Origin of the sequence: Pediococcus sp. M21F004, assembly GCF_051122535.1 — a bacterium.
GTDB lineage: Bacteria > Bacillota > Bacilli > Lactobacillales > Lactobacillaceae > Pediococcus > Pediococcus inopinatus.
The window spans coordinates 1,357,172-1,370,825 of sequence record NZ_CP177314.1 but is presented as its reverse complement, the minus strand read 5'-3'; the positions used below and the strand labels follow the sequence as shown (position 1 = coordinate 1,370,825).

Sequence of the window (13,654 nt, the reverse complement as noted above, 5' to 3'; positions counted from 1 at the left end):
TTGCTGTGCTATAATCAATGCAACTTTATTTACATAGGATGTGTTTAGCGTGACTCAACAAAAAAATCCAAAACGACAGCGATTAATTGCCATGGATCATCAATATGTTGCCCCAGCCGGACGAGTATCAAAATTTGACCTTGTTGTAGACCATGGCCTAGGAGCAAAAATTTGGGACGTCGACGGTAATGCCTATATTGATTTCTTAGCAAGTGCTTCAGCAGTAAATGTTGGTCACGGCAACGCAAAAGTTGTGGCCGCCATTCATCAACAAACTGATAAATTAATTCACTATATTTCTGGTTACTTTTATCACGGACCTGCCATCAAACTAGCCAAACGATTAGCTCTTTTGGCTCCCGGTAAAACACCCAAAAAAGTTTCATTTAGTACTTCTGGTTCAGAAGCTGCAGAAGCGGTTGTAAAATTTGCCCGTAGCTATACCAAAAGGTCTGTTATTTTAACTTTTCAAAATTCATGGCATGGAACAACTTTGGGAGCTGCGAGTTTGTCCGCTATCGATGGAAATATGCATCGTGATATTGGGCCTTTGATTCCTGATATCCATCATCTGCCTTTTCCAGATCCAAACAAACGTTTTCCTGGTGAATCTATAACAGATTTCTCCTCTAGATATTTGAAAGACTTCACAGATTTGTTTGAACACGATATTCCAGCAGATCAAGTAGCTGCCATCCTGATTGAGCCCATTCAAGGCGACGCTGGCATCATTATGCCACCTAACTCATACATGCAAGGATTATATCAGCTTTGTCATGAAAATGGCATCCTGTTTTGCACAGATGAAATTAACCAAGGGTTTGGAAGAAGCGGTAAGTTATGGTCGATTGATCATTTTAATTTAGAACCAGATTTAATGGCTGTGGGAAAGTCTTTAGCTTCAGGAATGCCCCTTTCAGCCATTATCGGCAAAGCGCCTATTATGGACACTTTAGCCTCTCCAGCTAATGCCACTACCACCGCTGCAAATCCGATTTGTTGTGCAGCTGCTTTAGCTACAATTGACGAACTGGAAGCTCTTCATTTAACTGAACGATCCGACGAATTAGGAAAATTTTCTAAAACACAATTCTTGAACTTACAAAAAGATTTTCCTGTGATTAAGCAGGTTCGCATGGTAGGTTTAAATGGCGGAATCGAATTTGAAGAATCACAGACAAAACTAGTTACTGATCTTTGCAATTATTGTTTCGAACACGGTCTGATAATCATTTCCACAATGGACCACATCCTGCGCTTTCAACCACCTTTAGTTATCACAAAAGATGAGCTAACTCAAGGAATCAATATCATTCGCGAAGGCTTACTGAAGCTAACTTAATTCAGTTTCACAAGTTGATTAAATTAACTTAAATTAATGTGAAAGCGACATTGTTTTAGTTGTCTAACCGTCTTTGCTGTTGTGAACTTAAATTGCGTGTGTTAAACTTATCTCCACAGAATTTAATAGCACTTACCTGTATAATGTCATAATATGGTTGATAAGTTTCTACCCGACACCTCAAATGTTGGACTATGGGCGAATAGTGTTTTAGATAGATGCTTATTTTGGCTATCTCTAACAATAGACGACTGACTTATACGGGCCACAACAGGAATGTTGTGACCCGTTTTACGTTTCCATACATGATAAATTATGCATCCCTAAGTGATTAGAAAGGGAAAATTTTATGAAGTCTATTGAAGCAAGTTCCAAGTTACCAACACAACCTATCTCGCATCCCAAAGCGGCTTTACTGGGTCTGCAGCATCTCTTAGCTATGTACTCTGGAGATGTGCTTGTCCCTTTGTTAATTGGTGGTTATCTCCACTTTACGGCTGCTCAAATGACCTATTTAGTTTCCATTGATATTTTCATGTGTGGTATCGCGACACTGCTGCAACTAAAGAAAACTGCCTTAACCGGGATCGGGCTTCCCGTTGTCCTAGGCTGTGCAGTTCAAGCTGTACAGCCACTTGAAAATATTGGTGGTGCCTTAGGGATTGGTGCTATGTATGGGGCTATTATCTGTGCTGGTATTTTTGTTTTCCTAATTAGTGGGCTTTTCTCCAAAATCAAGAATCTCTTTCCGCCCGTCGTAACCGGATCGCTAATTACAATTATTGGTTTTACTTTGATCCCTGTCGCCTTTCAGAACTTGGGTGGTGGAAATATATCTTCCAAATCCTTTGGTGATCCTAAAAGCCTAATTGTGGGCTTCACCACCGTCGTCATTATTGTTGTTATCAACATTTTTGGCAAAGGATTCATGCATTCAATTGCAATTCTTATTGGAATTTTAGCTGGGACCTTTCTGGCAGGAGCCTTGGGAATGGTTTCCTTATCGGCTGTGTCTCAAGCCAGTTGGTTTCATCTTCCTCAACCATTTTATTTCGGAACTCCCACCTTCCATGCCTCTGCGATTATTACGATGATCATGGTGTCCTTAACAACCATGATTGAATCCACCGGGGTTTTCTTCGCATTGAGCGACTTGACCGGTAAGAAGCTTGAAGCAGACGACTTAAAACGTGGATACCGCGCAGAAGGTATTGCAGCTATTTTAGGTGGTATATTCAACACTTTCCCTTATTCAACCTTCTCTGAAAACGTTGGTGTTTTACAACTATCCGGTGTTAAAACTCGTAAACCAATTTATTATTCCGCATTTTTCTTGATTCTCCTTGGTCTTTTACCAAAGGCCGGCGCAATCGCCACAATCATTCCAGACCCAGTTTTAGGTGGGGCAATGATCGTTATGTTTGGAATTGTCGGTGCTCAAGGTGTAAAAATCCTCCAGCAAGTTGATTTTTCAAAAGATAAAAATATTTTAATTACGTCACTTTCGATCGGGATGGGCTTAGGTGTGACCGTTTATCCTCAAATTTTCCAATTTCTACCAACAGCAGCTCGCATGCTGTTAACTAATGGAATTGTGGTTGCCAGTGTCGTTGCGGTGGTTCTTAACTTATGTTTCAACGGTACCCATGGCGATTCGCAAACTGAAGTTCAGAAAGCAAAATAAAAAACTGTACTCAAAAAGGTGTCCAACAATCCTGATCAATAGGGATTGCTGGACACCTTATTTAATTAAATTAAATTTTAAACAACCTGACGGTCAAATGGATCTTTACTAATACCTTTTTCAAGAATAGCTTTTGACCACTCTTTAGCTGAGAACAATGAATGATCACGGTAGTTACCGCAACTATACTTATCTGTCCCCTGAACATCTTTCCACTCAATCTTGTTGGCAATGTCATCTAAAGCACCCTTTAAGGCAATGGCAACTTCTTCAGTTGAATGCTCACCCCAAGTGATCAAATGAAAACCAGTCCGACAACCAAATGGTGAGCAATCGATGACGCCATCCAAACGGTCACGTAGTAAGCCTGCTAACAAATGTTCAATTGTATGTAATCCTGCAGTTGGAATTGCATTTTCATTAGGCTGAACTAAACGTAAGTCATAGTTAGAAATTTTGTCGCCTTTAGCACCATTTTCTACAGTGATTAAACGAACATATGGAGCTTTTACCTTTGTGTGGTCCAATGTGAAACTTTCAACTTTTGCCATTATATATCTTCTCCTTGTCTTTTCTGCTTCATGTCTATTCTACATCCACAAGTACTTATTTCAAGTATGAAATTGGTTTTTGAACTTCAATCTTAGTTCCATAGTACTTATCTTTAATATAACGCTGAATTGCTTTTTTGTGATATAACTTTACCAATTGTTTGTATTTAGCGTTGGATGCATGCTTCTTTGTGGTTGCTAAAATATTAATATCGGCACGTGTGCTTTGATTGATTTCTTCATGAAAAATGGAATCCTTTAAAACATGCAAATGTCCCTCTAACGCGACAGTATTAGAAATTAAGACCGCGTCTACATCTTTCAACACCCGAGGCCCAGTCGTGTCGTCTATTTCTTTAAATTTCAAATGACGAGGATTTTTTGTAATATCACTCACATTTCCTAACGCACCAAAATTAGCCTTGAGTTTGATCAGCCCAGCCGTTTGCAATAATAACAAATCTCTCGCCGTGTTGGCCGGATTATTCGCGATCGCAATCGTGGCACCGTCTGGAATCTCAGAAATTTTGTGATACTTTTTCGAATAAATTCCCATTGGCTCTAAATACGTCGTCCCTAAAGCACGTAATTGTTGTTTTGGATGCTGTTTATTATATGCTTCATAGTAAGAATACGATTGAAACGCATTGACATCAATGTTTCCTTGCGCCGTGCCGTTATTCAACTGTACACCATCAGTTACTTGCTGAACCTTTATCGTCAATCCCGCCTCTTTAGCATCCTTACTTTTAGCAATATGTTTCCAAATATCATAATCCGATCCCATCGAGCCCACAGTAATTGTAGTTGTTGTCGCCTTGGCCGAATGACTAATTTGGTGAACACCCACTACGATCGCCACTAGTACAACAATAACACCTAAAATCCACCAAACACTTTTTCGCATATCTCTTTCTCCTCCGTGTGTTTACTTTATAAAACGAACCCAACACATTCGAATTTTTCCTCCAGCACTACTTTTGAACTTCAATTAAGCTCATCTCCTTAATGCTCCAGATGTTTAGCTAACCAATCACCCGCAAACTGTACGATAAACACCATCACCAGAATAATAATCATGGCAACAATAGTAACGTCATTTTCGAAACGGGCATAGCCGATACTAATCGCAATATCGCCTAGTCCACCTGAGCCAATCGCTCCAGCCATCGTGGTTAATCCAATCAAACTAATAATTGTTACGACTGAAACTCGGATAATATCCGGAAGTCCTTCACGTAAATATACGCGAAAAATAATTTCGCTTGGACTCGATCCCGAGGCTTCTGCCGCTTCAACAACCCCTGGATCAATTTCTGTCAAAGCATTTTGAATCTGGCGGGCGTAAAACGGAAAAATTCCAATAATTAGCGGGACTAACGCGGCTGTTGTGCCAATCGTTGTTCCCACTAAGTACCTTGTGAATGGGGCTATGACGGCTAATAAAATAATAAATGGAATTGATCTTAAAATATTAACAACTTTATCTAATAATCCGTATAAAAAGCTATCTTCCAAAATCCCACCTGGCTGACTAGCAATTAGGAAAACACCCGTTGCCAAACCAAAGATTCCTGCCACAACAGACGAAATCAGCGTCATGTAAATTGTCTGCCAGGTTGCTTGAGCAAACTCAGATTGCATATGAATAACGTTCGGTAACAAATTTGCCATTAGCCGGTCACCTCACTTTCTGTTACGTTATTTAATAATTTCACCCGAACTTGATTAGCCTTCAAAAAACTAATCGCATTTCCAATATTCGCCTGATCTCCAGCTAATACTAAAATCATAAAACCAAGGGTCTCACTATGCAGCTGCTCAACGTTTGCAAACAAAATGTTTCCATCCACATTGAACCGTTTGGCTAAACTTGAGATAATCGGCTCTTCGGTAGATTTCCCAATGAAGTTCAATTGAACTAACTGTTGTTCCGACGTAAGTTGATGAAATTTGGGATTTTCGGTCACCTTTTGAACAGCCGGGCCTACGTTGGTTGCAACATTTATAAACTCTTGCGTCAAACGATTTTTGGGAGCTGAGAAAATGTCTTCAATCGGGCCACGTTCAACAATTTGACCCTTTTGCATGACTGCCACATGGTTACAAATTTCCTTAACAGCTTGCATTTCGTGCGTAATCAAGACGATGGTCAACCCCAGTTTTTGGTTCAAACTTTTTAACAAGTTCAAAATTGAGAGCGTCGTTTTGGGGTCCAGAGCGCTAGTCGCTTCATCGCTAATCAAAATATCGGGATCATTAGCTAGAGCCCGGGCAATCGCAACCCGTTGCTTTTGGCCACCAGATAATTGACGGGGATAATCATTTTTACGTTGATCTAAACCAACTAGTCGCAATAGCTCAGTAGCTTTTTTTTGACGTTCAGTTTTTGAAAGCTTGGTTTTAAGCAAAGGATACTCAACATTTCCAAGAATTGTCCGAGACTTCATTAAATTAAAGTGTTGAAAAATCATCCCAATTTTAGTTCGAGCTTGTCGCAACTGTTCTGGTTTTAAAGCTAGCAAATCTTGATTATTCACACTAACTTTTCCTGACGTTGGCGGCTGTAAAAGGTTTATCACGCGAACAAGGGTACTTTTTCCCGCGCCTGAATAACCCACGATTCCATATATGTCGCCCTTTTCAACTTGCAAATCAACATCGGTTACTGCTTTTACTTGATTTTCTCCGTCTTTAAAATCAACCGTTATATTATTTAAATCAATGATATTTTGAGTCATCCAATCACCTTCTCTTTAGAATAAAAAAAGTTTCCGCCCTAAATCTTCAAATTAAAGATTAGGGACGAAAACTTCGCGTTACCACCCATATTTATGTTGCTCTCACGAACAACACCTCATCGACACGTTAAAATATGTCTGGGATTATATCGTATCCTCACGTATTTAAAGCTTGCACCTTAAATATTAGCTCTGAGCTCATCTTCAATCCGACAACTGATTCCTTTTCACCAAACGGAATTCTCTAAACAGTCTAGGGATTTACTCTTCTCGTCTTTGCATCGTTATTTAATAATTGAATTCATTTTATCATCAAAATTTAATAAGTCAAGTTATCTATGAAACTGCGATATAATAGATTTAATTAAATATCGCAGGTAGAAATACCCTAACGACTTTTCGGAGGTTAAAAATATGCAGCAAACATTAGATGATTTTATCTGCACCTGGGCTAAAAATGGGGGTGCTGAAATCAAAGCTTATCACAAAAATGAGTGGTGTCGTCCATCTCATGATGACCAATACATTTTTGAAATGATGAGTTTAGAAATTTTTCAAGCTGGGTTAGACTGGGAACTTGTTTTAAAAAAAAGACCAGCTTTTCAAAAAGCTTTTCATAATTTTGATATTAAGCAAGTTGCTGCCATGCCCACTACTGACATCGAGAGTCTCTTAACTGACGCATCAATTATTCGTAATCGTTTAAAACTGCAAGATACCATGACAAATGCGCAGTCGTTCTTAAAAATTCAGGCCGAATTTGGAAGCTTTGATCAGTATATTTGGCAATTTGTGAATAATCGCCAAGTTAATAACCATATTCGCATTCCTGCAGAAATTCACGCAAAAACACCACTTTCAGAAAAGATTTCTAAAGATTTGAAACAACATGGTTTTAAATTTATGGGACCAACCATTACCTATTCATTTATGCAGGCAATTGGACTCGTAAATGATCATGAAATTAGTTGCATGGACAATCCTGGTTAATTTAATCGAGAAAGGATACTTGTTATGAAACAATCAAGGTACACGGAAACGACTGCCAATGGTTGTTTTTCTGGTGCTTATTTCATGGGACGCTGGATTCAAAATACAATTCTGAACCAACGCACCATGTATACCACGAATCTAGGAGCGGCCATTTTATTGATGACTAAGCACACGGATTGCTTAAATCTAAAGTTTCTCAGCACCACGCCAACTGCGCGTTTCCAACCAGAAATTGCCATTTTCATTGATGATGATCCTGAACTACGTTTTAAGGTCAATGAAGTGCCTGATGAACTTCATATAAAACTCAAAGGCCCCCATTTAATTCGGATTGTCTTTGCCGGTAATTCTGATTCAGACGAGATTTGGCAACAGTCACAAGGACTAGCCATCACACACCTATCCGTGCCTAATCCTGGTGTGGCCATCCCTGTAAAACCAGCTGGAAAAACCATTGCTTTCATTGGTGATTCAATTACAGCTGGCTGTTGGGTTTTAAAACGAACCCCCTCTAGTGGCTACGCTGCCGAACAGAACTATGCTGCCCAAACTGCGCGCAACCTTGATGCCCAAGATCTGAGAATTGCCTATAGTGCGGCTGGTCTTTTACGATACGGGACCGGTGGTGTTCCCGCCGCACCCCGTTTTATAAAATATATTGATTTTGAAACCCCAGCCCCTCAGTATCATCCCGACGTTGTGGTAATTAATATTGGCACCAATGACCGCCGTTTTGATAGTAGCTTAATGAAAATACAGTTTCTTAATTTTTTTCATGAATTACAAGATTTGTTTCCGGAAGCTACTTTAAACGTTCTTATTCCCTTCAATCAATCCTTTGCCAAAGAATTACGTGAATTAGCTCAAGAAAATCCTTCACTTTTCTTCCTAATTGAAACTGCTCAATGGACACTCACCTTTACCGACCAAGCGCACCCTGACTTACAAGGTTCAGCCATTGCCGCCAAACAACTTACAAATGCTTTGTTGAGTCATTACGGTTCCGACTACTTTAAAATTACATGCTAATTCGTTTTGCTGTAACTCTTTTGGGGTTACAGTTTTTTAGTCCAAGCCACCTTCAGAATCAGGAAGCGATTGCGTCTCCTCAACATCATTAGTGTTTTTAAGATGCTTTAACCCAATTCCTGTAAACCCACTGATGATGGAGAAAACTGGGGATAAAAGGCTAAAGAAAACAAATGGCAAGAAATGCAGAACTGGCACACCAAGCGCGTTTGCTGCAAAAGCACCTGCTACTCCCCAAGGAATAAGGTAGTTAATCACTGTTCCACCATCTTCAAGAACTCGGCTCAACGCTTCGTTGGCAAGTCCTGAATCCTGGTATGCTTTCTTAAATGCCTTTCCGGGTAAAATAACGGATAAGTACTGTTCACCAATAAAAATGTTAACTCCAATTCCGGTAAAGATTGTTGCGGTAACAAGTTTACCATCTGAATTTAAGCGTTTGGCTAGGGGTGCCATAACTGCTTGAATCAAGCCAAACTTCATTAATAAGCCACCTAACGACAGAGTTAAGATAATTAGGGAAACTGTGCCCATCATACTTTCAATGCCGCCTCGTGTAAGGAGAGCGTCTACACTTGCATTCCCTGTTTTTGCCACAAATCCACTTTCAATAATTGTTGCAATCTTACTAATCTGCATTTTAGGTTGTTCAATAAAGACCATCAAAACCGAAACCACGATGTTGATAAACAACGTTGCAATTGCTGGTACTTTTCGCCATGCGCAAAAGAACATTAAAGCGATTGGAATAACTGCCCAAGCATTTACACTAAAATGTGCTTCTAAAATGGCAACTGTTTGATTGATCTTGTCTAAATTGGCAGTTGTAGTAGCTTGAAATCCTAAAATTGCGTATAAAATAAGGGAACCAAGAAAAGCTGGAATCGTTGACCACATCAAATTTTTAATGTGTTTAAACAAATCCACACCAACAACGGCTGAAGCTAGATTGGTTGAATCCGAAAGTGGTGAAGATTTATCTCCAAAAATGGCCCCAGAAATGATTGCTCCTGCTACCAATGCTGGATTTACGCCCATTGTAAGTCCCATTCCGAAAAAGGCAATCCCAATCGTGGAAATAATCGTAAATGCAGACCCAATTGAAGTTCCGACCAACGCACATACCACAAATACGGACGGCACAAACCATTTGACGCTTATCATATGGAATCCTAGTACCATCATCGAAGGAATGATCCCAGCGGCAATCCACGTGCTAATCAAGGCACCCACTAAGATGAAAATAAAAATCGGGATAATACCAGTTTGAATACCTTCTTTGATCCCGCCGTCCACATCTGCCCAGGCAAAGTGACGAAATTTTGCCCAAAAAGTCACAAGGACGAGCACCAGTAAAACGGGAACTTGAGGTGATAAACCAAATCTAATTACACCTAATCCCATGACAATTAACATTCCTAACAACACAATACTTGCTTCTTTAAAACTCACTTTATTTTCCATATTGCACCTCGTTTTTAGTTTTTATTCGCTAGTTCAATCAATTAGTTATAAAGACTAATAACGAGATATGCCTCCACATTTACAATTATCCATAACGTTTTTCTCCTCTGTTTCAAAATTTGGGTAATAAAAAAGTCCCTGCTGTAATTTTTTACAACAGGGACGATAAAGAAACCGTGGTACCACCCAAATTGAAAGAATCCCAAAATCGAATTCTCTCCACTCACTAGAAGGTAACGGCTCTAGTTATTACCCGTTCAATCGAAACTGTTTCATGGTATTTCATCTAAATTATCCTGATCGGTTCGCAGCAACCACCGACTTTCTGACACCCAGATAACTAGCTACTTAGTATGAAAGTTCGCTTTAAATATTAAGTTGAATGAATCTTACCACGCAAAAATTGGTTCGTCAACCAATAATTAAAAACAAATTAAAGAATTGGTGAAAGCAAACGAGAAAAATCCTGTTTAAATCTCAGCCACCAAGACTGATTATCGTACATTTCCGTGGTTTGAAGCGTCGATTTTTGGATGTCAGCTTTAAAAATCCCTTCTAATTCTTGTGCAATTTTTTCATCATAAATAAAAGTATTGACTTCGAAATTAAGCTTAAAGCTTCGGAAATCCATATTTGCTGAACCTACTGATCCAAGTTTACCATCTACCACCATTGTTTTAGCATGTAAAAAACCCGCATCATAGTTATAGATTTGAATTCCCCATTTAGCACACTGACGGGCATAATACTGGGTGGCACGATAGACGAAAACGTGATCCGGCATGTGTGGAATCATGATTCTCACATCAACTCCTGATAGTGCAGCCGTATGAAGGGCATCTAAAACACTATCATCTGGGATCAAATAAGGACTCTGAATCCAAATAGAACGCGTTGCAGAACTGATTAGTTTCAAGTAACCTAATTTAATGTTCTCAACCTCGGAATCAGGACCACTAGAAACCACTTGGAGACTCGTATTACCATTCACTTTGGCCACTGGAAAGTACTCCGAACCCGGATCAAACACCGTATTAATTGGATTTTCACGATCTGTCGCATTCCAATCACGTACGAAACGAGATTGAAGACTATAGGCTGCAGAACCGGCAATCCGCATATGAGTATCACGCCAATATCCAAATTTTTTGCTTCGACCTAAATATTGGTCACCAATATTAAATCCGCCAGTATAAGCTACCTGACCATCAATCACTACAATTTTTCGATGATCACGAAAGTTCAAGCGAAAATCAGTCACAGCTGAATGGGTCCCTAAGAAAGGCGCAGCATAGCCACCTAATTCACGAAGATGATTAAAAAACTTATTTTTAGTCCCCATTGAACCCCATGAATCCCAAAGCACACGAACTTCAACGCCTTCTTTGGCTTTTTTTTCTAGTAAATGTAAAACATCTCGACCAATTTGATCAGCATAAAAGGTGTAAAATTCAACATGAACATGTTTTTTCGCTTTTTCGATATCCACAAACATATCATGAAATAATTCTTTCCCATCCGTAATTAGCTTCACACGATTTCGGTGACTCAAAAAAGCTGAATCAGCATTCATAAACATGGTTGCCATACCACTAGCATCCTCAACCACTTTATCAGCCTCTGTGTGGTCATTGTTCAGCTCTTTTGATTGCCGTTCGAGAACCCGCTCTAGTTCCAACTTGGTTTCTTTTTTTAATTGAAACATCTTATTTTTGGGTAATTTACGTCCTACGAATGAATAGAATATAAACCCGATAACGGGAATAAAAAAGAGAACAAGTAACCAAGCCCATGTTGCCGCAATATCTCTTTTTTCACGAAAAACAGTGATAACGGCTGCAATTAAGTTAATAGCAATAATAATTTCTATAATAATATGTACCCAGTTCATGATAATCCCCCGATAGTTAAGTTGTTTTCATTTTACCCTTCCTAGCAATAATTTAAAACTGTTGAAGCTTGGATACAAAAAAAGCCCGAACTAATTCAAAATTAGTCCCGGCATTCCTTAAATTATTTCTAGACACAAAAAAAGCGCTGCCGTCGCAACGCTTAATAAGTAACATGACCATTAAATGGCCATCCATTCACTTTATGGGGGGAGTAAATGAAAAAGTTATTTATGTATTTATACTATTCACAAATTGTGAATATTCTGTGAATTTCCCGTTTCAATTAAATTACATTTGCAGTTTTTTCAAAAAAATCCAACTACAAAAAGGAAATATACTATGAAATCAAACACTAACTTAATCGTTTCCCGCGCATCCACATTAGACAATTCAGAATTAGCCCAAATCTATCTCCGATCCAGAATTGCTGCTTTCCCTTGGGTAAAACATCCCCAGGCTTCTGACTTCATGCAAGACTCGAAAAACGAACTCATTTTGAAGGCTGTTTTAAATAATAAAATTGTGGGTTTCCTTAGTTTTTACCAACAAGATAATTTTATCCACCTTTTATTCATTGATCCTGCATATATACATTCTGGCATTGGTTCCCAGTTACTTTTCAAAATCCGCCAATCGGCCACCGCTCTAGTTACTTTAAACTGTGTTCGGCAAAACAACCACGCGTTGGCCTTTTATAAAGCACAAGGATTCAAAATTATCGGAAAGTCGCTCTGGAAATCCCCTGCTTATTACACTCTCCAAGACACAAAAAAAGAAGATTACCCATTGCTCTAAACAAGAGCAAGGATAATCTTTTTTCCTTATTTCTTAGCTTGGACAAACACACCATTAACCGTATCACCATCTACCGTGCGTGCTGCGTTGAAGCCATGGAACGTTAGGCCTTTATACTTTTTAGCAAGGCCTTTTTTGAGCTTAAATGTATAAGTCGCTGGGATCCCAGAAAGTTTCATTTTCAAAGTTAAAACAGTTTGCTTCTGTTTGTTCTTTGTCAATTTGTACGTTCCTTTGCCAAATGAACCCAAGCCCTTTGCTTTTTTAGCTGCGGCATAAGATGCATAATATTTTTTAACATTATAGGCCGTCACTTTTCCATTCTTTGTAAACGTAAAAGCTTCCATTCCCGAATTAGATTTATACTTCAAATCCTTTGCAAAATACCATAATCCACCATTGTTACGAATTTGCTTACTAGTCGTTACTTTAGACACTTTAGGCGCACTCGTTTTGACGGTTCTTCCTGTGTCAGTCCCCGTCTTTGCACAGCCCGTCAAAAGTAAACTTAAACATACCAGTGGCAGTCCGATAATCAGATATAGCTTCTTCATGTGTTTCATTTTACTCACCCCATTTATTTTTCTTTTATCTAACATGATTATACTTTGTTTTACATCTTCTTACTATCAAAACTATTTAAACTCCGGGCGAGCCTTTGGAACTAGAAATTGTCCCGGAATTGCCCCAACTCTTTTTGTCACTTTATTCCAGTAACGGGGAATTAGATGAATATGGCAATGAAAAACACTTTGGCCAGCGGCTGCTCCTGAATTAATTGAGACGTTATACCCATCAGGCTTAAATTGCGCGTCTAACAGCTTCTTTGCATCTTCGACCATTTGTCCCAACGCTTGCTTTTCTGCCTCGGTAACCTCCCATATTTGGGCGACATGCCGTTTAGGGACGATAAGGAGATGTCCTTTGCTAACTGGATGAATATCCCAGAATGCAATACATAGTTTACTTTCAATAACAAAATCTACTGGCTGTTTTTGGCAAAATACACAGTTCGGATCAAAATCCATTGTCTCATCCCCTAACACTTACATTATAGCTTGTTTCGCCATTTAATTGGCATATTCTCTCCCCAAACAAAAAAGATGTCGCGATTTAAAAATCGCAGACATCTTTTAATTTACATTCATTTTCAACCAACTAAC

The 13,654-nt window shown here is 39.0% G+C and carries 13 protein-coding genes and 1 riboswitch; of the genes, 5 read left to right on the top strand and 8 right to left on the bottom strand.

The window, feature by feature from the left end; translation table 11 throughout:
- Positions 1-49 precede the first annotated feature (49 nt).
- Together ACLHK8_RS07005 and ACLHK8_RS07000 are read left to right on the top strand one after the other, a co-directional pair.
- Positions 50-1,342, top strand: a complete 1,293-nt coding sequence (locus ACLHK8_RS07005; protein ID WP_105782232.1) for an aminotransferase class III-fold pyridoxal phosphate-dependent enzyme — start codon at positions 50-52, stop codon at positions 1,340-1,342.
- 116 nt (positions 1,343-1,458) lie between these two features.
- Positions 1,459-1,557, top strand: a riboswitch (purine riboswitch).
- Positions 1,558-1,691: 134 nt separating this feature from the next.
- Positions 1,692-3,026: a nucleobase:cation symporter-2 family protein gene (locus ACLHK8_RS07000; RefSeq protein ID WP_057774453.1), complete on the top strand. Its 1,335-nt coding sequence runs from the start codon at positions 1,692-1,694 to the stop codon at positions 3,024-3,026.
- 77 nt (positions 3,027-3,103) lie between these two features.
- Here the strand turns inward: ACLHK8_RS07000 and ACLHK8_RS06995 are convergent, their stop codons facing one another.
- From ACLHK8_RS06995 to ACLHK8_RS06980, 4 genes are all read right to left on the bottom strand, one after another.
- On the bottom strand, positions 3,104-3,577 hold the full coding sequence (locus tag ACLHK8_RS06995) for an S-ribosylhomocysteine lyase (protein WP_057774456.1): 474 nt from the start codon (positions 3,575-3,577) through the stop codon (positions 3,104-3,106).
- Between the two features lie 55 nt (positions 3,578-3,632).
- Positions 3,633-4,484: a MetQ/NlpA family ABC transporter substrate-binding protein gene (locus ACLHK8_RS06990; protein ID WP_057774459.1), complete on the bottom strand. Its 852-nt coding sequence runs from the start codon at positions 4,482-4,484 to the stop codon at positions 3,633-3,635.
- Between the two features lie 98 nt (positions 4,485-4,582).
- On the bottom strand, positions 4,583-5,251 hold the full coding sequence (locus ACLHK8_RS06985; RefSeq protein ID WP_057774462.1) for a methionine ABC transporter permease: 669 nt from the start codon (positions 5,249-5,251) through the stop codon (positions 4,583-4,585).
- Entirely contained in the window at positions 5,251-6,318 is a 1,068-nt protein-coding gene (locus tag ACLHK8_RS06980) for a methionine ABC transporter ATP-binding protein (RefSeq protein ID WP_434520261.1), read from the bottom strand. Before ACLHK8_RS06980 ends, ACLHK8_RS06985 begins: the two co-directional genes overlap by 1 nt.
- A 414-nt stretch (positions 6,319-6,732) precedes the next feature.
- On the opposite strand from ACLHK8_RS06980, the gene ACLHK8_RS06975 reads away from it, so the two are divergent.
- Complete coding sequence (locus tag ACLHK8_RS06975; RefSeq protein ID WP_063698669.1) at positions 6,733-7,308, top strand: DNA-3-methyladenine glycosylase I; 576 nt, start codon at positions 6,733-6,735, stop codon at positions 7,306-7,308.
- Between the two features lie 24 nt (positions 7,309-7,332).
- Entirely contained in the window at positions 7,333-8,340 is a 1,008-nt protein-coding gene (locus tag ACLHK8_RS06970; RefSeq protein WP_057774471.1) for an SGNH/GDSL hydrolase family protein, read from the top strand.
- A gap of 36 nt (positions 8,341-8,376) precedes the next feature.
- Here the strand turns inward: ACLHK8_RS06970 and nhaC are convergent, their stop codons facing one another.
- Together nhaC and cls are read right to left on the bottom strand one after the other, a co-directional pair.
- On the bottom strand, positions 8,377-9,804 hold the full coding sequence (nhaC, locus tag ACLHK8_RS06965; protein ID WP_434520260.1) for a Na+/H+ antiporter NhaC: 1,428 nt from the start codon (positions 9,802-9,804) through the stop codon (positions 8,377-8,379).
- A 433-nt stretch (positions 9,805-10,237) separates the two neighbouring features.
- The gene (cls, locus tag ACLHK8_RS06960; protein ID WP_434520259.1) at positions 10,238-11,695 is read right to left on the bottom strand and encodes a cardiolipin synthase; all 1,458 of its coding nucleotides are present in this window, start codon (positions 11,693-11,695) and stop codon (positions 10,238-10,240) included.
- A gap of 340 nt (positions 11,696-12,035) precedes the next feature.
- Here cls and ACLHK8_RS06955 point away from each other — a divergent pair, with 340 nt between their 5' ends.
- Complete coding sequence (locus ACLHK8_RS06955; protein WP_063698676.1) at positions 12,036-12,491, top strand: GNAT family N-acetyltransferase; 456 nt, start codon at positions 12,036-12,038, stop codon at positions 12,489-12,491.
- Positions 12,492-12,517: 26 nt separating this feature from the next.
- Here the strand turns inward: ACLHK8_RS06955 and ACLHK8_RS06950 are convergent, their stop codons facing one another.
- Positions 12,518-13,054, bottom strand: a complete 537-nt coding sequence (locus tag ACLHK8_RS06950) for a hypothetical protein (protein ID WP_434520258.1) — start codon at positions 13,052-13,054, stop codon at positions 12,518-12,520.
- A gap of 72 nt (positions 13,055-13,126) precedes the next feature.
- Positions 13,127-13,519, bottom strand: coding sequence for an HIT family protein (locus tag ACLHK8_RS06945; protein WP_057773896.1), 393 nt, complete (start codon positions 13,517-13,519; stop codon positions 13,127-13,129).
- Positions 13,520-13,654 lie beyond the last annotated feature (135 nt).

What these genes read in the sequence shown, in the direction of transcription:
- ACLHK8_RS07000 (WP_057774453.1), top strand. Translation starts at nt 1,692, where the DNA reads ATGAAGTCTATTGAAGCAAGTTCCAAGTTACCAACACAACCTATCTCG.
- ACLHK8_RS06995 (WP_057774456.1), bottom strand. Translation starts at nt 3,577, where the DNA reads ATGGCAAAAGTTGAAAGTTTCACATTGGACCACACAAAGGTAAAAGCT.
- ACLHK8_RS06985 (WP_057774462.1), bottom strand. Translation starts at nt 5,251, where the DNA reads ATGGCAAATTTGTTACCGAACGTTATTCATATGCAATCTGAGTTTGCT.
- ACLHK8_RS06980 (WP_434520261.1), bottom strand. Translation starts at nt 6,318, where the DNA reads ATGACTCAAAATATCATTGATTTAAATAATATAACGGTTGATTTTAAA.
- ACLHK8_RS06990 (WP_057774459.1), bottom strand. Translation starts at nt 4,484, where the DNA reads ATGCGAAAAAGTGTTTGGTGGATTTTAGGTGTTATTGTTGTACTAGTG.
- cls (WP_434520259.1), bottom strand. Translation starts at nt 11,695, where the DNA reads ATGAACTGGGTACATATTATTATAGAAATTATTATTGCTATTAACTTA.
- ACLHK8_RS06970 (WP_057774471.1), top strand. Translation starts at nt 7,333, where the DNA reads ATGAAACAATCAAGGTACACGGAAACGACTGCCAATGGTTGTTTTTCT.
- ACLHK8_RS06950 (WP_434520258.1), bottom strand. Translation starts at nt 13,054, where the DNA reads ATGAAACACATGAAGAAGCTATATCTGATTATCGGACTGCCACTGGTA.
- ACLHK8_RS06975 (WP_063698669.1), top strand. Translation starts at nt 6,733, where the DNA reads ATGCAGCAAACATTAGATGATTTTATCTGCACCTGGGCTAAAAATGGG.
- nhaC (WP_434520260.1), bottom strand. Translation starts at nt 9,804, where the DNA reads ATGGAAAATAAAGTGAGTTTTAAAGAAGCAAGTATTGTGTTGTTAGGA.
- ACLHK8_RS06945 (WP_057773896.1), bottom strand. Translation starts at nt 13,519, where the DNA reads ATGGATTTTGATCCGAACTGTGTATTTTGCCAAAAACAGCCAGTAGAT.
- ACLHK8_RS06955 (WP_063698676.1), top strand. Translation starts at nt 12,036, where the DNA reads ATGAAATCAAACACTAACTTAATCGTTTCCCGCGCATCCACATTAGAC.